The sequence below is a fragment of the Anaplasma platys genome, from assembly GCF_012790675.1.
Taxonomy (GTDB): Bacteria; Pseudomonadota; Alphaproteobacteria; order Rickettsiales; family Anaplasmataceae; genus Anaplasma; species Anaplasma platys.
The window spans coordinates 1,055,450-1,074,878 of record NZ_CP046391.1 but is presented as its reverse complement, the minus strand read 5'-3'; the positions used below and the strand labels follow the sequence as shown (position 1 = coordinate 1,074,878).

General features: G+C 45.8%; 16 protein-coding genes. 8 read left to right on the top strand and 8 right to left on the bottom strand.

The window, feature by feature from the left end; all coding sequences use genetic code 11:
* Positions 1 to 882: 882 nt before the first annotated feature.
* The 4 genes from prmC to ANPL_RS04125 form a co-directional block, all read right to left on the bottom strand.
* Entirely contained in the window at positions 883 to 1,734 is an 852-nt protein-coding gene (prmC, locus tag ANPL_RS04140) for a peptide chain release factor N(5)-glutamine methyltransferase (protein ID WP_169193474.1), read from the bottom strand.
* Positions 1,735 to 1,829: 95 nt separating this feature from the next.
* Entirely contained in the window at positions 1,830 to 2,624 is a 795-nt protein-coding gene (gene map / locus ANPL_RS04135; RefSeq protein ID WP_169193473.1) for a type I methionyl aminopeptidase, read from the bottom strand.
* An 11-nt stretch (positions 2,625 to 2,635) separates the two neighbouring features.
* Complete coding sequence (odhB, locus tag ANPL_RS04130) at positions 2,636 to 3,859, bottom strand: 2-oxoglutarate dehydrogenase complex dihydrolipoyllysine-residue succinyltransferase (protein ID WP_169193472.1); 1,224 nt, start codon at positions 3,857 to 3,859, stop codon at positions 2,636 to 2,638.
* A gap of 77 nt (positions 3,860 to 3,936) precedes the next feature.
* Positions 3,937 to 4,452 (bottom strand): gamma carbonic anhydrase family protein, encoded by a 516-nt coding sequence (locus ANPL_RS04125; protein ID WP_169193471.1) that lies wholly within the window; start codon positions 4,450 to 4,452, stop codon positions 3,937 to 3,939.
* An 806-nt stretch (positions 4,453 to 5,258) separates the two neighbouring features.
* Here ANPL_RS04125 and ANPL_RS04120 point away from each other — a divergent pair.
* Positions 5,259 to 6,368 (top strand): D-alanyl-D-alanine carboxypeptidase family protein, encoded by a 1,110-nt coding sequence (locus ANPL_RS04120; protein WP_169193470.1) that lies wholly within the window; start codon positions 5,259 to 5,261, stop codon positions 6,366 to 6,368.
* A gap of 10 nt (positions 6,369 to 6,378) precedes the next feature.
* Here ANPL_RS04120 and ANPL_RS04115 read toward each other — a convergent pair whose 3' ends face one another.
* Both ANPL_RS04115 and ANPL_RS04110 read right to left on the bottom strand, forming a co-directional pair.
* Positions 6,379 to 7,596 (bottom strand): protein-disulfide reductase DsbD family protein, encoded by a 1,218-nt coding sequence (locus ANPL_RS04115; protein ID WP_169193469.1) that lies wholly within the window; start codon positions 7,594 to 7,596, stop codon positions 6,379 to 6,381.
* Positions 7,597 to 7,623: 27 nt separating this feature from the next.
* Positions 7,624 to 7,890, bottom strand: coding sequence for an FAD assembly factor SdhE (locus ANPL_RS04110; protein ID WP_169193468.1), 267 nt, complete (start codon positions 7,888 to 7,890; stop codon positions 7,624 to 7,626).
* A gap of 118 nt (positions 7,891 to 8,008) precedes the next feature.
* Between ANPL_RS04110 and ANPL_RS04105 the strand changes: the two genes are divergently transcribed.
* From ANPL_RS04105 to purH, 5 genes are read left to right on the top strand one after another with little or no spacing between them, the layout of a single operon-like run.
* The gene (locus ANPL_RS04105; protein ID WP_169193467.1) at positions 8,009 to 9,097 is read left to right on the top strand and encodes a M50 family metallopeptidase; all 1,089 of its coding nucleotides are present in this window, start codon (positions 8,009 to 8,011) and stop codon (positions 9,095 to 9,097) included.
* Between the two features lie 5 nt (positions 9,098 to 9,102).
* The gene (gene bamA / locus ANPL_RS04100; protein ID WP_236822815.1) at positions 9,103 to 11,421 is read left to right on the top strand and encodes an outer membrane protein assembly factor BamA; all 2,319 of its coding nucleotides are present in this window, start codon (positions 9,103 to 9,105) and stop codon (positions 11,419 to 11,421) included.
* A 50-nt stretch (positions 11,422 to 11,471) separates the two neighbouring features.
* Positions 11,472 to 11,987, top strand: a complete 516-nt coding sequence (locus tag ANPL_RS04095; protein WP_236822814.1) for an OmpH family outer membrane protein — start codon at positions 11,472 to 11,474, stop codon at positions 11,985 to 11,987.
* Between the two features lie 3 nt (positions 11,988 to 11,990).
* A complete protein-coding gene (fabZ, locus tag ANPL_RS04090; RefSeq protein ID WP_169193464.1) occupies positions 11,991 to 12,428 on the top strand; it encodes a 3-hydroxyacyl-ACP dehydratase FabZ in 438 nt (145 codons plus the stop codon).
* Between the two features lie 16 nt (positions 12,429 to 12,444).
* On the top strand, positions 12,445 to 13,962 hold the full coding sequence (purH, locus tag ANPL_RS04085) for a bifunctional phosphoribosylaminoimidazolecarboxamide formyltransferase/IMP cyclohydrolase (RefSeq protein ID WP_169193463.1): 1,518 nt from the start codon (positions 12,445 to 12,447) through the stop codon (positions 13,960 to 13,962).
* A 16-nt stretch (positions 13,963 to 13,978) separates the two neighbouring features.
* Here purH and pgsA read toward each other — a convergent pair whose 3' ends face one another.
* Positions 13,979 to 14,524, bottom strand: coding sequence for a CDP-diacylglycerol--glycerol-3-phosphate 3-phosphatidyltransferase (gene pgsA, locus ANPL_RS04080; RefSeq protein ID WP_169193462.1), 546 nt, complete (start codon positions 14,522 to 14,524; stop codon positions 13,979 to 13,981).
* Positions 14,525 to 15,018: 494 nt separating this feature from the next.
* On the opposite strand from pgsA, the gene ANPL_RS04075 reads away from it, so the two are divergent.
* Positions 15,019 to 16,350 carry a cbb3-type cytochrome c oxidase subunit I gene (locus ANPL_RS04075; RefSeq protein ID WP_236822813.1) on the top strand — a complete coding sequence of 444 codons (1,332 nt, stop codon included), beginning with the start codon at positions 15,019 to 15,021 and terminating at the stop codon, positions 16,348 to 16,350.
* Between the two features lie 365 nt (positions 16,351 to 16,715).
* Here ANPL_RS04075 and ANPL_RS04070 read toward each other — a convergent pair whose 3' ends face one another.
* A complete protein-coding gene (locus ANPL_RS04070) occupies positions 16,716 to 17,360 on the bottom strand; it encodes an SURF1 family protein (protein WP_169193461.1) in 645 nt (214 codons plus the stop codon).
* Between the two features lie 234 nt (positions 17,361 to 17,594).
* Here ANPL_RS04070 and ANPL_RS04065 point away from each other — a divergent pair, with 234 nt between their 5' ends.
* The gene (locus ANPL_RS04065; protein WP_169193460.1) at positions 17,595 to 19,403 is read left to right on the top strand and encodes a pentapeptide repeat-containing protein; all 1,809 of its coding nucleotides are present in this window, start codon (positions 17,595 to 17,597) and stop codon (positions 19,401 to 19,403) included.
* The last annotated feature ends 26 nt before the right edge of the window (positions 19,404 to 19,429 follow it).

Sequence of the window (19,429 nt, the reverse complement as noted above, 5' to 3'; positions counted from 1 at the left end):
ACAAGAATCTAAAGCACAAACAACCTTAATCCAAGTCTCGTTAGCATTATGCTTTGTCCTTACCTAGCACCGGTATCGCAGCCTCTGTATACACTTAAATCCGCTACAGTAAGTGTAAAGCTCCCATAACATACCACGCGCAAAAAGGCAGTTGTTACCATATTCAATAAACACTATCCCGTTTGAACGCTACAACAGAACATATTGTCATAGTAGCGCGCTTGCTCTGCAATCTGCCACAAAATGGATATAGCAAAATCTACATGCTAAACAATCACTATGCTGTTCCCTACAGCCAATTTGTTGTTGACAGTACCTGAGAGCTGGAATGCGGGACTAAGCGGTGCCTATGTTATCTACTAAATAAAAACACCTAGTATTTTCGTGCAGGAAAAGACCGCACATTCTTGCATGTCTTTGTGCAAATAGAGACTTCTGAGCACGACCTCTCTTATCCCTTCACATAATATTAGTTTCGCAAAAGCCTTTTACAAATATGCCTGAGACCAAATTAAGGCCTATCCCAATTCAGAAGGCTCCCGACCTTAGCACAATGTACCAAAGCTCCTCACCAAGACGCTTTTAACACACAATATTAGAAGCATGTTCAAACGCAGCAGAAACCTCTCGCGATTATGGAAGCTACGGCAGGAGTTGACATAGAAAACTATATCCTTGCACTGGAGCGTTATAGATTACCAGAAGTGCTAACTATAAACATGCCTGAAGAACACAACCAGCACGCAGCACTGAGCCACAGCAAACCTCACCCTATGCTATACAAGCTCATAGTCTGGCGTTACCCGTTGGACGTAGTAACACACTCCATCAACCATCATCTTCATCCCGTGTGCAATACAGAAAATCGGGAAAATGCCAAAATCAGCGCTGCTTTTTTAATATAACACATCTGTTACGCCCAGCTAAATCTTTAACATAGCCACAAAAGCCAAGACCCCACTGCAAAGCTTCCGTTCTGATTTTTTTCTGATCTTCGCCAATTTCAAGAATTGCTCTACCATCCCGCTTTAAACACCTATTTATAACCTGAAAGATCTGTAGGTACTGCTCCATGCCTCGCACGCCGCCATCAAGAGCTTGAATAGGCTCATGACACCTCACTTCGGGCTGCAACCCCGCAAGCTTTGACCTCTTGATGTATGGTGGATTGCTGACTATCAGGTCAAACTTGCCTCTACACCGCTCCCAGCTTGCTCTGCACAGGCGAACCCTTCTGGCCATGTCATATTTCTGCAAGTTTTGTAATGCAACGCGATACGCTCTAGCACTTTTTTCATATGCGACGCCTACAGCATTTTTATAGTGCGAAAGCAACGCAATTATGATGCACCCTGTCCCTGTACCAAGATCCGCAATGGTAATTCTGCAACCAGGATTGGTATATAAATCTATTGCGGTAGAAATTACTGTTTCGGTATCTTGCCGTGGATCCAAAACATCAGAACAAACCCTAAAATCCATGCTCCAAAATTCTCTCTTGTGCAAAATGTGCGATACCGGAACACCGGCTATCCTCCGGGCTATGGCTTCAAAAAACTCTTTGGCTTTTGCTTCTCTGACCACAAGGTCAGGATTGGTAATGATCTCTATGTTACTTAGCGAGAAAACATGTCCAGCGATAAGGGTAGCATCCAGGATTGGCGTTCCGGCGCCGACCCTCCCCAGGATTGAAGTAGCTTCTTCTAATAAAACTGCAAGCTTTGTCGAGCCCATAGCACAAACTAAACCCTCATAGCAACACGAACCAATGGTACATACGCACACCCACGAATACGACCCTATCGTCTGGCAAGGCTTAGGTCAAAGCTCTATAGATAAGGAGGAAAGTTCCAATTTTTTGGAGATACAGTAAATACCTCAACTCCATCTGAAGTAACTCCCAAAGTGTGTTCAAACTGCGCCGAAAGCGAAAAATCCTTAGTGGATACCGTCCACCCATCCTTGCGATCAAGCACCGTATGGCGTTTACCAGAATTTATCATGGGCTCCACGGTAAAAAACATGCCTTCTTCTATGATCACATCATCATCCGGATCATAATAGTGAACCACATTCGGCGGCGCATGAAACTCCTTCCCAATACCGTGACCACAGTAGTCAGTCACTATCGAATACCCATATTTGCTTATTTCCTCTTCGATAGCCAATCCTATAACATTCAGCTGCTTCCCGGGTCTTATTCTATTAATAGCCGCCCACATAGCTTTATAGCTAGCCTCACACACACGCTTAGCCTTGACAGACACATTATCGCCAACCCAGTACATCCTACTAGTGTCACCATGCCAACCATCGAGGATTACCGTAACATCTATGTTCACTATGTCCCCATCTTTGAGCGCCACATCATCGGGAATTCCGTGACAAACAACGAAATTTTTCGAAGTACATATAGATTTGGGATAGCCTCTATAGCCTAACGGTGCAGGAATGGCTCCCTTGGAGACTATAAAATCATGACATAGATCGTTAAGTGCGTTCGTTGTGACACCAGGTAACACGTGAGGAGTTATGTAATCCAGCACCTGAGCTGCTAACACGCCCGCCCGGCGCATATGCACAAAATCTTCCTTAGAGTGTCTGGTAATTACATTGCGCCCCATGCGGCAGACCCCTAGATACCTAATGCCATCCTACTGGGATCTTCAACATATTGCTTCACCCTAACCAAAAATGTCACAGCCCCGTGCCCGTCAACTATTCTATGGTCATAAGAAAGCGCAAGATACATCATAGGCCTGATCTCCACCTTCCCATCAATCGCAACCGGACGATCTTGGATAGCATGCATCCCCAATATACCAGACTGCGGAGGATTAATTATAGGGGTAGACAACAGCGATCCATAAACACCACCGTTTGTGATGGTGAAGGTCGCACCAGACATATCGGCAACAGAGATCTTGCCGCTTCTCGCTTTTACACTAAGATCAACAAGAGCCCTCTCCATTTCGGCAAGAGACATGGAATCAGCCCCCTTGATTACGGGTACCACCAACCCCTTGTCCGTACCCACAGCAACTCCGATATTACAGTAGTCCTTATATATTATCTCATCGCCAGAGATTTCCGCATTGAGAACCGGTATCTCCGCAAGCGCAAGAACAACCGCCTTGATAAAGAATGACATGAAGCCTAGCTTGACGTCATACCTCTTCATGAAATTATCTTTGTACTTGGCACGCAACGCCATTACACTGCTCATATCCACCTCATTGAAGGTGGTTAGAATGGCAGCTGTGTTCTGTGACTCCTTCAACCGCGCCGCAATCACTTGACGGATCTTACTCATCTTGACCCGCCTTTCACCGCCTACAATTGCAACACCTAAGGGCGCCGTAACACTAACTTCCGCTCTTATGTTGACATCACTGCGCGCCTCACAAGACTTTTTCAAAGCGCGCCCCGCGGGCGTAGATCCCATACCCGCAATGAAATCACTAACACTTGGGGTTCCCAATCCCTGAGTCGAAACTGCGCTCTTGTGTTCTACAGACTCTTTAGGACTCTCCTCAGCGCCATCTGGAGCTTCCTTCCTTGACTCACCAACACCAGCGCTCCCATGCCCCGCAGAAGGAACAGTAGCACCAGCTTCTTGCTGCGTAATTACCGCCAGCACCTGTCCCCGGGTCACAATCTCTTCGTCAGCAACACGTAACTCAGCTATCATACCGCTCACGGGCGCTGCTATTTCCAACGATGACTTATCCGTCTCAACGATAAAGAGCACTTCCTCGTCAGTGACAACATCACCAACTTTCTTCAATACCCTTACTGGAGCTTCTAATATAGATTCACCCCCAAGATTTTCGGCCTTTACCTCTACAGACTCACCCATAAGAAACCAGAACTACTACTATAACGACAGACTGGAGTGGAGTATACTCACCAGAATCCTCTAATGTCAAACACAGATCAGACGCTAGGCTCCAGGTATTTGCGCGATAGCTCTATATAGCTTTCCGCGGACTTTTGCAGATGTAAAATCTCCTCTTCCGACATTACACGCAATAGCTTTGCTGGCCTTCCTGCCCAAAGCTCACCAGACTTAATTACCTTACCTCGGGTGAGCAATGATCCGGCCGCCAACATACTGCCTTCTTCCATGATGGAGCGATCCATAACGGTGGACCCCATACCCACAAAGGCCCGATCCATCACAGTACAAGCATGCAAGATGCACCCATGCCCCACCGTAACAAATTTGCCGATTGCCGTCTTGCCATGTTCGCTATCAGTGTGAACAACAGTGTTGTCTTGTATATTAGTTCCTTCTCCCACAAATATTTTGTCTACGTCACCACGCAGCACCACTCCGTACCACACACTCACGTTTTTTCCAATGACCACATCACCGATAATAGAGGCATTGCTAGCGACAAATGCCGTCTTATCAACCCTGGGAGCAATACCATCATAACTTTGAAACATTCCCTACTACTCATCATCCTTTTAGCAGTAATCTATGCCAACCTTAACCGGCAATGACAAATAAAAGTCGAGGCAACAGCTAGATACACTACAAAAATGCCCTCTCTAGGGAACACTGAATGGGCCATCTTCGATCACGGCAGTAATATACCTGCTTGAAGAAGCAAAACACTAAATACACACAATAACCAAGCAAATTGCGTTCCTAATGCATAACAAACGCGAGTCATCAACCCCCAACTTATGTAGCTCTTGGCAACCAACTTGGTGCTCTATAACTTAAAAACAGGGGTGAAATGTCGGCTGGATCGTGCTCTCATAACTTATGAGCATCAACCCGGAGAACAGCCGTGTGCATGCGCGCTTACCTTATTTGCTGGCTTAACCAGTCAGCCACGGGTGCTGGTATCCCAAGGCATCTGTGAATTCGGAACAGACCACGTGTTACTTACTACGCTTTATAGCATTGAAATCGAACGCTTAATGTATAGTATCTGGGATACACAACACTAACAATCGTTCAACATCCAATCTTCCATACCCTAGTGGCGTGCTGCGGTGAACTAGTGTGCATAGCATTTAACCTTTGCCGAGGTGCAGTTAAAAGCCGGTATTTTCACATGCTCAATCACTAATGTGCGCATAAATGTGCCAATAGTCTCGGGCAAAAAAGTTTTTTATTGTTGATCATTACATATGCATAGTATAACTGCCCCAATTAATTTCCGTGGTTTTTTGTGACAGCACACCACAACAAAGTCCTTTTAAAATTATTGAAGGTTTGTTTCTGCGTCTTGACGCTTCTCATGCCGTGGAGTTCGTTTGCGATTTCCCGGCACGTAAGGGCGCCGCACATAGTCGTCTACGAATATGGGACACGGACCATATTGTTCGAGAGAGACATAGACACTCCAACTTCGGCAGCCTCTATGAGCAAGCTAATGACGCTATATATAGTGTTTCAACACCTAAAAGCCGGCAAACTAAGTCTCGATGACAGCTTAAAAGTTTCCGCAAACGCCGTACGAGCAGGCCCACCATCAGCTTTTTTCGAAGAGGGACAAATGGTAAAGGTGCATGACCTTATAATGGGCACCGCAGTCGCATCGGGAAACGATGCATCCATTACTCTTGCTGAGGGACTCTATAATTCACAGGAAGCGTTCGTAGATGAAATGAACAAGGTCGCACAAGAGCTGCATTTGACAAATAGCACCTTTAAAAACGCTACTGGTTGGCCTAACCTTAACTCCATGTCCGTGCGAGACATGCTAACTCTGGCTGTGCGCATGTTGCAGGATTTCCCAGAGTATTACTACTTCTTCGGAGAAAAGCAGTTTTCCTACAACGGGAAAACTCAGAAAAATTACAATGCACTTTTGAACTACAATAACATAATGGTAGATGGCATAAAGACCGGGCATACTCCCAGTGGTGACTACGGCATGATTGCCTCAGCACACCGGGACAATCGCCGCGTTTTAGTGGTGATAAATGGTTTAAAAACTGAGCTCGCGAGAGCATACGAAACAAAAAAACTCATCTTGTATGGGTTTAACAAGTTCGACATTCAGACAATATTTCACGCGGGCAGCACTGTAGGCACAATACCTATACAAAAACACGCGTTCGTTAAGCTTCCAGTACTAGTGACACAAGATGTTATTGTATCACATCCTAAAGATTTTCGGCATGAGGTAAAAGCTTTTATTTCCCCAAAGAGCGACCTCGATGTTCCTGTGAAAAAAGGGGAAGAGGTGGGAACACTGTTAGTAAAATCAGGGACACTGTCAGAGTATACCGTGCCTGTTTATGCCCTGAAAGGTATCAGCAAGCCTTGCAGAATTTGCGATCACCTAATGTCGCTTTACCACAAGGTGCGTTCGCTGTTCGCTCCGGATCAAGCAACGACCTAGCACCTGTCCTCTAGCGATCTTCTAGGTTTTTCACAAGAAATGATACGAGCTTCTCATCACTTAAAAGCTGGGTGGGAAGCTGTTCCTTAATCCTCTTTCCCTTAACGTATAAAACATAACATGGCACGCTACCATATCCCACACTTCGCAGGTAATCGGTAACTTCAGGATCCATTTTAGTCCAGGATGCCTGGACATACTTAACATTGTATGCGCGGAAAACTTCTCGCACTTTCTCTGAACCTATGAGAACCTCATTGGTCTTACATAGCAAGCACCACTCCGCACCCACGGCCACAAACACGTTTTCCCCAGCATCGAGCAGGCGCTGTAAGTTGGCACTTGAAAACTGCGTATCAACAGGGTCGGCAATGTTCGAAGGGTTTTCTGTAGCACTCTGACCTATATATATGGATGAGAAAACCAACATAGCCACCGTCAACAGCAACGCCACTCCCTGCGAGATCTTTCCTACCTCAGCAACACACCTAAGGAGCCAAATTAACAGTACCAGAGCCACTACCGAACAGAGCGCGGGAAACAACACGGCAACACCTTTCTGGCTAACAAGGACATGCAAAAGCCAGACAGAAGTCAGATACATGGGAAATGCCAGAAATTGCTTTAAATATTCTGTCCACTTACCAGGCTTAGGTAGCAGTGTTACAGCTCCCGGAACTAGCGCAAACATAAGATAGGGGAAAACTATTCCCAGCCCCATAAATTGAAAAACGAACAAAGAATACCAACCAGGCTGCAAGAGCGCCACACTCACTGCTGACACCATGAAAGGAGCAGCACATGGAGTTCCTATCACCGTTGATAGCACACCTGCCATAAAGCTCTCAACATATCTACCACCCATGGGGTTAGCCCTCCAAAAAGCCCCCAAATGCACTTCATACCACCCGGAAAAAGACAGACCCATGAGAAAGGTTATGTAGAGCAAGGCAGTCACCAGCATTGGTGACTGAAGCTGGTATCCCCAACCCAAAAAACTACCTGTGGCACGCAACACAAGCAATGCCCCAGTCAGGCACAACATGCTTAGCAAAACCCCAGCAGCATAGAAAAGGCAGTCCTGCACGACGCCTTCCCTGCCCTCTGTTCTCTGCCTGACCAATGACATTATCTTAAGCGAAAGAATAGGAAATACACACGGCATGAAATTCAGTAGAGCCCCACCACCAAATGCCAACAGAAACACATTCAAGAGCTCTGTATTCATACCCGTAATACTCCAAACACAACTTTTCTACTTTCTGCGGGCATAATCTGCTATCAGCCCTATCAACTCTCGGTCTATATTGTCCGGCACTTCTACTCTACCCACAATGTAGGAGTACAGAGTCTCATCATCTAGGTCCACGATGACCTCATAATTAGCCAGCTTCTCAGCCCTCAGTAGGTGAAGATTGTTACCGGCAAAGGCTCCGAGAAGTATGTCCATCTCCTTACACCCACGGTGTGCACTCCTATAAAACAACCTCCTTCTTGTCTCCACACTGGAAGCGCTACTCATAGGGATATACACACGCCACTCAAGCCACCACTCAGGAACTTTATACCTCACAATAGTGTTGTCAAGGATATAAATATGGTATAACATGCTCCTGATTTCAAGCTTGTTGAGTAGCCTTATGTCGTCCTTAGCGCGGGCTGTCGGCGCTTTCCAGGAGGGTTCATTCTACGTTGCCTCTTTCCTCCTCGTACTGTCCGTGGTGGTGTTTGTGCACGAATATGGGCATTACCTGGTCGCTAAGCTCTGTAGGGTTAAGATAGAGACCTTCTCTCTGGGATTTGGACCAGAGTTGTTCGGCGTTACTGACGGGGCTGGAACAAGGTGGAAGTTTAGCCTAGTGCCTGTAGGAGGGTACGTCAAGATGTTTGGCGATGCTCTAGGCAGCGCTATGACAGAAACAGAAAAGGCCTGTGCCTTGAACGAAAAACCACTGTGGCAACGAGCAGCGATAGCGTTTGCTGGGCCTGCAGCCAATTTTTTGTTTTCAGTGTTGGTTTTTTTTATCCTTTTCGGCACTAGAGGGGTTATGACCCCTGTGTCGGTAGTGGGCAGCGTTATGCCTGGCAGCACAGCTGAGATTGTTGGGCTTTCCGTGGGGGATCGGATAGTTGCGGTGTCCGGAAATCAGGTAACGTGGTTCGAGGAGATCAGGCACTTCATAGCAGGAAGCGAGAGTGACTACATAACCATTGACTTTGTGCGGGATGGCAAGCGGCACAATATTACACTTGGGCCGGACAACTGGACCAATGATTCTAGAAAGCTTGGTATTGCTGCGAGTACATCCCCGGAAGATGCAAAAAGGCGTCGATTAAGTGTGACGCGGGCTGCGACTGAATCGGTAGGTTGCGTTTACAGAATCATAAAAATAACGTTGATGGCCGTGGTGCAGCTTGTCACAGGAACAAGAAGTGTTGACGAGCTAGGTGGCCCAGTGCGGATAGCAAAGCACTCCGGCGAAGCAATAAGACAGCAGGAGGGGCTGCGTTTTGTGGGGTTGATCTCAGCAAATCTTGGGGTAATAAATCTGTTGCCTCTGCCAATGCTTGACGGTGGGTATGTTTTACAGTACGCGCTGCAGGGAATTTTTCGACGCAAAACTTTTGATCCTAGGTACTGCAGTATAGTGATGGCAGTGGGTTTTGTACTTCTGGTATCCCTAATGGTTTTTGTAACCTTCAATGACGTGAAGAGCATTTTGAAATGAGGCATATGAGATACTTTTTTGTTTTTATGTTCTGGGCCGGTTTTTGCTTTAATGCTGTCACGGGCGAAGCTGCACCTGTGACAAAGATTCGCGTTGAGGGAAATGAGCGTGTTGATGCCGGGACGGTTGAATTCTACGCTAAGACAGCTTTGCCAATGGAAGCTACGGAAGAAAACATTGATGCCATAATAAAACAGATACATGCCTCTACGCTGTTTGTGACAGTAGATGTAACGGTGGAAGATGACACTCTGGTGATCTCCGTCAAAGAGCGCCCGATAGTGCGGGAAGTAAAGGTAACGGGGAACAGTGAGTTTAGTAATAAAGATCTGGAGAACGATCTGTTAAGGATCAGGAAGTTGAGCGTCTTTTCAGAAGGCAAGTTGCAACGTGATATAGCTAATCTGCGTGCATTGTACCACGGGCGCGGCTTTTTGAATGTGCACATAGACTATATGGTAAAATCTGCACCGCAAAACACTGTTGACGTAATAATTAAGATAAAAGAAGGCGTGGCCGCTCGCATCGGCAACATCAGAATCGTGGGAAATAGTGCATTCTCTGAGAACGTGCTGCGCGGGATACTGGCTTCACGGGAACGGGTGATAACGGACCTTATGGGTTATTTTAGTAACAGAACAAGGCTTCACACAGAGCGGTTATTGGTGGATCAATCGCTGCTCAGGGACTTTTATACGAGTCGTGGATATTTGGACTTTAAGGTCCGTTCAGTGGTGACTGAACTGGATCCCACGAAAACGCGAGCTACTATTGTGTTTTCTGTTGAAGAAGGTAAGAAGTACACTTTTGGCAAGGCATTCGTGGACATTGACGACAATCCCGCTGAAAAAGCAAGTGTGGAAAAGCGTCTGACTGGCATGCTCTTGATGCGCGAGGGGGAAGTCTTCAACTTGGCGCTGGTGGAAAAAACTGCTGCACTGTTAACCGCGTATCTTAAAGAAAAAGGCAATTTGTTTGCTTCAGTACAGAACGATTTTGAAGTTCGCGATGATGTCGTTGATGTGAAGTACAAAGTAGTTCTCGGGCAGAGTGTGTATATTCGAAAAGTTAACATAATAGGAAACACACGAACTCAGGATTTGGTGATAAGACAGAAGCTAACCTTTTCTGAAGGCGATATCTATAGCTCTTTCGCACTACACAATACTCGAAGAAAGCTGCTTAACCTTGACTTTTTTGAAACCGTGGAGATGGACACAGAAAAGGTGACTGAAAATACTGTGGACATTAATATAAAGGTAAAGGAGCGCGGTACGGGCTCGTTTGACATCGGGGCTGGTTTCGCGCCGGCCAGTGGGTTGGTCGGGAAGATAAGCATCAAGGAACGGAACCTGCTGGGGACTGGCAAGGTTGTAAGCTTTGATCTGATGAGATCGATGACTGGCTTGTCGGCTGCGTTGGATCTTTTGACCCCGAATTTCTTGGAAAGTGACGTTTCTCTAGGAGTGGGAACGTTCTATAACAGTCATGGTGCTGCGGGCAAGAAGAAACTTGGTGGCTTGTACACGCAAGATTCACCTTTCAGTAGCACAAACGCCGGGTTTTCGACTAGGCTCACTGCGAGCGTAACTGATCGTGTGGCAACATCACTGCAGTACTACTATAAGTACCATAGTGTGCATAACATCGGGATAAATGCTTCCCGATATATAAAGGAACAAGAAGGTGAACACTTTGATTCATCGATAGGTTATGGGGTCATTTACAGCAGTTTGGACAGTGCTTATATGCCGCGGAGTGGTGTATATGCGCGGTTGAATCAGTCCCTGTCGGGGATAGGAGGCAATCTGCACTATGTGAAAACGGAGGCTTCAAGTTCGCATCTGTACAACGTGTTTAAGAAAATCCACCCGGATTTGATCTTAAAGGTGAAACTTACTGGTGGCTATGTGTTCGCCTATAAAGGACAGCATGTAAAAATAGGACAAAGGTTCTTCATAGGAAGCAACGAAATACGCGGTTTCTCTTCTACGGGGATTGGGCCGCGGGATAGTGTAACTCTCGAGGCACTTGGCGGAAAAATGTACTACAGTGCAACAGCGCAATTTGATTTTCCTGTAGGGTTGCCAGAGAATCTTGGTATACGTGGGTCGGTGTTTTGTGATGTAGCAAGCCTATATGGCCTAGACTATGCAGATACAGATGGATATAAGACTAGTACCCTACCAAGGGTGTCGATAGGGTTTGGTTTTTCTTGGAGGTCACCTTTTGGCCCTATAAGAGTCGATTTTGGCTTTCCTCTAGTAATGGAGAAGTTTGACGTACGAGATACAATGAGAATCACAACGGATACGGGGATCTAGCGATGCGGGTAACAACATGGGCGGCGCAGTTGTTGGGTGGGCTGCTTATTATGATTTTAGTGCTCAATTCTACGAGCGGGCACTCTGTTGAGAATGGGAGCAGATATTTGCTTTTCGTGGACGCAGAAAGGGTATATGGGGAAGCACTGGTGGCGAAGGATATTAGGGCCCAAGTTGACCGGAGAAGAACAGAAATAACGGGTGCTTTTTCACGGAAAGGCCAGGAACTACAAAAACAAGAAGCTGAGCTGATAAAGAAGAAAAATATTTTGAGTACCGAGGCTTTTGAGAAAAAGGTAGCGGAGTTTCGAGCTGAAGTGGAAAAGGTCAACCGCGATGCCGAAGGCAAGATGTCAGAGCTAGAGTTAATGTATAACAATGCGCTCGGTCAGGTATACGAGAAGATACAACAGGTAACCAAAAGCATTGCTGAAGATGCGGGAGCAGGGCTGGTGCTATTTATGGCGCGAGGACAGGCTCCTTATGTAAGCGACAGTGCCGATGTAACTGACAAGGTTTTGGAAATTCTGAATAAGGACATGTCTCGCGTGAGTCTTGGAGATTAGGTAATGCAGCTGGATATCCAACAGATTATGCGGCTGCTGCCTCATACTTTTCCGTTTTTACTTGTCGACAGGGTGTCAGACTGCAATCCTGGAAGGGATATTACCGCAGTGAAGAATGTGTCGATAAATGAGCCGTTTTTTGAAGGCCACTTTCGGGATAATCCCATAATGCCAGGAGTATTGATAATAGAGGCTATGGCTCAGGCTTCCATGCTTTGCATCGTTGGAGACACTCCCAAAACTGAAACGGCAAGTCGTGGCGTTTATTTCATGGCTATAGATTCGGCGAAGTTTCGGAAAGTTGTGACTCCAGGAGATGTGCTGGTGCTCAAATCATGTGTGGCACATCGAAGGGGAAGGAGTTGCAGATTCGAATGCAAAGCATTAGTTGAAGATGCAGTAGTTTCGGAAGCTCAAATTCTCGCAATGTTGACTGAATAGTTGTTATGGTCTGAAAATGAACACAAAAGTTGCCCTTTTGTCAGTTTCTGACAAGGATGGAGTGGTAGATCTCGCTCGGTTTTTAGTACAGAATGGATATAGCGTCGTTTCCACAATGAATACTTGCGCATTATTACGACAGGCAAGCCTACCAGTGCTGGAGATTTCTCAGTACACTGGACATCCTGAAATAATGGATGGTCGCGTGAAGACTCTGCATCCTAAGATTTTTGCTGGGATTTTGAGCAACCGTAGCACGCATACTCGCGAGGTCGAGTCGTTGGGTATAGATGCGATAGACCTGGTGGTGGTGAATCTCTATCCGTTTGTGAAATGTCTGAAGAAAGGAAGTTCCTCTGAAGCGGAGCTTGTGGAACACATAGATGTGGGTGGGGTTTCGCTGCTGCGCGCCGCCGCAAAGAACTTTCAGCACGTCACCGTTATATCTTCAACACAAGATTATGGGGCGTTAATTTGTGAGCTTACCGAAAACAATGGAGTAACATCACCTGAGTTTAGAAAAAGAATGGCTGCGAAAGCTTTTGCAGTTACCTCGGCATATGACGCACACGTTTATGGCTGGCTGTCCACCGACCTTGACATGCTGCCTGAGGAAATAGTACTCTGTGGCACAAAGGTGCATGACCTACGCATAGGGGAAAATCCCCATCAAAAGGCGGCGATTTACGGCATGGGAACAGAAGCGCTGCCAATAGAGCGGCTCCATGGAAAACAACTAAGCTATAACAACATCGTTGATATCGAAGCTTCGATCAAGATAGTAAGCGACTTCGACATGCCTGCAGCGTCAGTGATAAAGCATGGAAATCCGTGTGGAGCTGCCATATCCAGTGCGGGAATTGAAGACGCTTACCACAAAGCAATATCTTGCGACCCTCTCAGCAGTTTTGGAGGAATAATAGCATTAAACAGAACTGTAACCATGGAAATCGCTAATGCGCTTAAAGACATATTTGTAGAATCCATAGTGGCACCAGATTTTGATCAGGAAGTCCTAACTGCTCTCAGTTCGAAGAAGAACCTGCGCATCGTCAAGTATACCCCTTGTTACGGAGGAAAGTTTGTTTTCAAGAGCGTTTTACGTAATGGCATGTTACTTCAGGAACGCGATAACAGCGCAGTGGGTCTTGAAGATATGACTCTGGTCACCAAGACTTACGCCACACAAGAGAGCTTAGAAGATCTACTTTTTGCGTGGCGGGTCTGCAAACATGTACGCTCCAACGCAATTGTAATTGCGCGGCAGGGACGTGCTATTGGAGTAGGTGCCGGACAGATGAGTCGCGTTGACAGCGTAGAAATAGCTATAAAGAAAGCAGGTGATTGTGCTGGGGCCGTCATGGCTTCTGATGCATTCTTCCCTTTCGCTGACGGAATACAGTGCGCAGCGGACGCAGGAATAGTCGCTATAGTGCAACCTGGCGGTTCCATCAGGGATGACGAAGTAAAGGAAGCTGCGAACAACAGCCACATTTCCATGTATTTCACCGGGACTCGTAGCTTCTGCCATTAGGGTATAACACAAATTCTCAGGGGTTATTCCCAATTTTTGTCATCGCATCGCGTGTGTACAAGTACATTGAATATACCGCGGTAGCTGCTGCGAGAAACAAACATATTTCGCCGATGCAAGCTGTGAACTCACAATCCAAAATCAAGGTAGAAATCGCTAGAATCTGAATAAAGGTCTTTAATTTCCCCATATCACTAACTGGAACACTGATGTTTGCAGCCACCAGAAATTCCCTCATACACGAGACTAATACCTCACGGCACACTATAGCTACCACAAGTATCACCGACAGGCCAGAAACCTTACCTGTGTAAACTAGCATCACTAAAGTCGATAAAACTATGAGCTTATCAGCTGCGGGGTCAAAAATCCTGCCAAACTTGGACTGTACCCCCCACATGCGCGCCAAGTATCCATCAAAAAAGTCAGTAATAGCCGCGGTGACAAAAATCACGAGAGTTAAGTATTGCGCCCACAAATAGTCAAGGTAAAAGCTCGAAACCACAGCTGGTATTGCTAAAACCCTGAATATGGTCAACAAATTGGGAAAGATCTTCCTCAAGCTACTACCCTACCTAATACACAGTCCACTCTCCACGTCAGGATATTACAACAACTCTGAACTTCAAAGTAATAATGAAAAACCCTGAACTAGCATTCTGGTATGACATACCCCGCTTGCATACTACAACGCAAAAAAAACAACCCTCAGTCGGCCCAAACACACCATTGTGTATTGCACCAAGAATATCTTAATTATTTTATATCACTAATGCACAATGTAGGGCATAAGGCCGCTAATCCGAAACAACAAAGTATGACTAGCAGGGGCACCCCAAATTCTTTGGTAAAATAACTAAAGACGTAGCGCAACAACCTTGGCCTATTCGAATGTTAGACTACGTAAAAAACAGACAAACCCTATAGATAACGCCCATACTTCCGCCACATGTTGGTAAATGCTGATGCGGATAACTAACTGAACGTTATTACCAAAGTATCGCAAATAATCAAAAGGGCCTTTTTCATTTGCATACTAAAACCGTTACTTGTACCATGTTCGCTGTTTTTGCGTCGCTGTGTATGGTCTCTATCAACGATAATAACCGCGAAGCGTGCCACGGGTGGCTGCTTATTGGAGTCCACTCATTAGGTATCTCTGGGATTCTTTCCATCCTCATAGTTTTCCTGAGGGTGCCGTTTTTCAAGTCCATGGTCAGTAACGCAGACAGACTTTTTGATCTATCTCTAGTAATCCATGTTAACTGTTCTGTCCTAGTGTGGCTTTGCGCGATGTCGTCACTGCTGATTAGTATGACCTACAACAAAAGATCCAAGTATGTAAATTACATTTGGACTATATCAGCAGTGGGAAGCATAATAATGGCGCTATCCGCGGTCAGTAGGAACGCAGTTCCCATTAAAAGCAATTACATTCCAGTAATAGACAACACTACCTTCTTTACGGGACTAGCGCTGTTTTTTGCTGGGGTGGTACTCAACACATCACCGTCGGTTTTGCGCACAAGCTCGCTGCGTGCTTCTCCAACATTGGCCGGCATATATGGCATATCTGCCATGCTCTCTGCGGTGTTGATATGTTTCATTTCTGCGCATGCAGTTACAGTTTCGGGGGCAGATAGACTGCAATTTTATGAACAGATATTCTGGGGCGCTGGACACCTATTACAGGGCGTTTTCAGTCAAACATTCTTGGTAGTTTTGCTTCTGGAAATTGGAGAATGTCGATTCGCCAACAGGTATTTACTGAGCGCAGTTTTTCTCATCAATACTGCATCTGTTGTTATAGCATCCGCAGCACATCTCGTGCATCCATCAGATTTTGACGCCCTGGCCACGTTTTTTACGTGGCATATGAGAATAGCCGAAGGAGTAATCCCTCTGTTCCTAGTATTTTTCACTATAGCCAATCTAAGATTGCTACTGAAACTGGACAATAGGCACCTATTATATTCTTCTGCCATTTTTATTTATGGCAGTATACTTGGAGTTTTGAGCATACACGGGACGGTTACGATACCCGCCCACTATCATGGATGCGTCGTAGGAATGACAGCAGCATTCATGGGGTTCATTTATTCCCTGCTGCCAAAGTTAGGATATGAAGCAGTATCACTACGCTGGCGAAATGCGCAGCTGGGGTTATATAGCGCTGGACAGGTCTTACACATAACTGGCCTTGAATTGCTTGGGGGTTATGGAGCACTACGCAAAGTCACCCACATTCCTGATGCGGCATCAAAGCTTGCAAAGCATTGCTTTTCATTCGGCGGAGCACTAGCAATCTTAGGTGGGTCATTATTCATTCTGCTCACCCTGATTTGCATATACAAAAACAAAGCACGCACGTCCAAAGTTGGGCTGTAGCGCACAACTGATTATTAGAACAAAACAGAAACTCAACTACTGTTCGGTGCAACAATGCACACGCGCAGTTCGGTGACTGATGCTTATGGCATTCTGCATCTATATCTATAGCTCGTCTATAACTCATTGAATGCTGTCACGCAGTTAACCTTCTTGCACACCAACTCGTAACGGCAGACACCGTTAGCAAACTCAGGGTTCTGGTCGAAAACAAGAAAACCATTGGTGTGCTGCGTGGAAATAAAAAGAACAGCAAAAGTCGTTATTCGTTAATGATTGGTTCGACGCAGTAATAAGGAAAGGTACATATACCACAAAACCAGCGGGTTACCATGCAATGCCACAACTTTCGTGTAGAAACGCAATTAACTCTTGTCCCTCCCTCTGAGAAAACATATATAACCACCCGCCCACACTGCAGCCAATATAAACCATGTAAGGGCGTACTGAAGGTGGTCATTCCTGACTTTTAGTGGTGCATTGCACTGCAGGCCAGCAAAAACCGCAGTATTATCTCCCCACACTATACATGGCTGCAGCGACTTTCCAAGCGTTCGAGACATATGCTCGATATCGTACCAAAACCAAAGATTTCCTTGTGCATCGTTTGAGGCTACCCACCTTGAAGTGTTCTTCAATTTGCAATACAAAATGCCTCTTACCGACACTTCGCCCTCTTTATTGTCATCAGGAAAAAACTCCCCAAGAAACGTGCCTCTGTTAACCAAAATATACCTACCATCTGTCAATAACATGAGTTGCACCCAATAGTAACCATTCTTGCCGGCAAAAACACGGAAAAACGGCTGTTGAAACGCACCTAACAATTTAACCCTTGAATACGCAAAGCTGCGAATATCAGTTCCCGGCAGCGCGATTACCGCAGTCTCCATACGAGTTTCTATCAATATCTTTTCCTGCAAGCGTGCAAGCTGCCATATGCCGAGCGCTAGTAATGCTGTGAACGGTAGTACACCCCCACAAATTTTACATAGAAGTCTATACTTCACTGCCCTATTACCATCCTATAACATATTAGCCCCGCATATGGCTTAAAAGTGCCATCCATCTTGCTCTGCACAACTACAACTACACGTCCACTTGTAGAAAAATGCATGGACATGATATAGACCCTAGCACAAACATCTCGAATATGTCTTTGATTTGCTCATGAAAGGGATTAATACTTTTTGAGTTTTTGCCCGTTACAATGGGGACAGTGAAGTTGTGCCTGTGTTTGTTTTATGACCAGTGGTGAATCAGTAGTCTTGGGAGCGCGAGTGATGTCTCAGTTTGGGAAGATGTTGATGGTTGGCGCCATGGTCGTCTCCTGCCTTATCAGCTACGTGCACGCTTCCGAGAACGAAAGCGGTAGGCATCTCCTAATTAGGGATGTCGAAAATATGAAGAAGAACAGTTACACACGACAGGACTATCGGGACTTTATCGTAAAGTGCAATGCCAGGGGGGTTGCCCCCAATTTTGTCAAAGAATTTGGCGATAACTTCTACGGGGCTGATTTCAGCGAGCTGGATATGAGGGGTGCAATCTTTGAAGGAGCCAATCTGGTGCACACCAATTTCAAACACAGCAACATCTCCAGCACCGTATTCGCAAACTGCGACATGCGCGGCGCGGATTTTTCCAATACAGATCTGAATAAGTCCCGTTTTGAAAATGTTGATCTGCGGTTTTCTAATCTGTCTCTTGCAGATTTGAGTGGAGTGAAAATTACATCGTCCAATCTGGGAAACACGCTCTTTATCGGTTCGGATATGCAGGAGATCACGTTTCAGGAGGTTACCGGAGAGCTGGCTAATTTTTCAAATGCCGAATTACCTTCTGCATCTATAAACAAGACTTCTTTCCACAAAGCAAATTTTCAAGACGCAGATGCTAACAGAGCAACTATTCTGGATAGCGACCTGTCAAATGCCAACCTCCTGGGAGCAAATCTGCAGGGAGCCTTGATACAACATTCTTTGTTGAAAAACTCGCTTATGTACGGAGTGAACTTGAACTTTGCAGATTTAACCGGCAGTGATCTCAGCAACACTAACTTGGAGTTGGCCAGCATACGCTCTGCAAGCTTGCGAAAAACTAATTTGAGCCATGCAAATATGCATGCTGCAGATGTATACCACTCTGATATGCGTGACACAGATTTTAGCGGGGCAATAATGAACGGAGCCGTCTTCGCTGGAGTAAATCTGAACAATGCCATAATGCATAAAGCCGTCATGGAGGGAATATCAATATCAGAGTCTATGCTGCAGGAAGCGGATCTTCGCGAGGTGTCTCTAGATTCTGCGAAAATTTCAAGCAGCCACATGCGCTTTGCTATCCTAAATGGGGCTACAGTGCGAAATACGGATATAAGTCGGACTGACTTTCAATATGTGTCACTAAACAATGCTATGTTTGAGGGGGTCACCGCTTCTGATACTGACTTTAGCGGCTCTTCAGCAAGCAATTTCCGTGTGTTAAAGTCAGTATATAGCGGGATCAATGCTGCAGATACCAAGTGGGATGACTCGATCTTGAAAGATGTAATCGTTTACAACAGCAAGTTTGGAAAGGCAAAATTCCAGGGAAGCACTTTTGACAGGGCTAGCTTCGTGGAAAGTGACATGACTGGAGTAAACTTCGCAAAATCCGCCTTTCTCGGCTCAAGCGTCCACGGAAATAAGCTTGCTGATGCCGTGTTTGATAATTGTACGTTCAAGAACACAGTGATGATGGATAATGGCGTAGTAGAGCCGGGAGGAACTTTGAACTCCATGGATGACATACACGAGTTGCTGCAGACCGACAGTGTTCTGAGTGTGAATTATTCCTACCTGGATTTCAGCGGTGTGAGCTTCAGTGATGTTGACTTTTCTGACTCCATACTTGCAGGAGTAAAGTTTAGAGGTTCGCACCTGGAAAATATAAATTTTTCTAGGGTCAATCTGTCATTTGCTGACTTCAGTGACGCAATTGTCAGAAACGTAAACTTCACCGACGCAACCTTGCACGGAACCACCCTGCCTCAACAAAGCCCAACACAGTAATCACCAGCAGCGGCCATATCGGATCA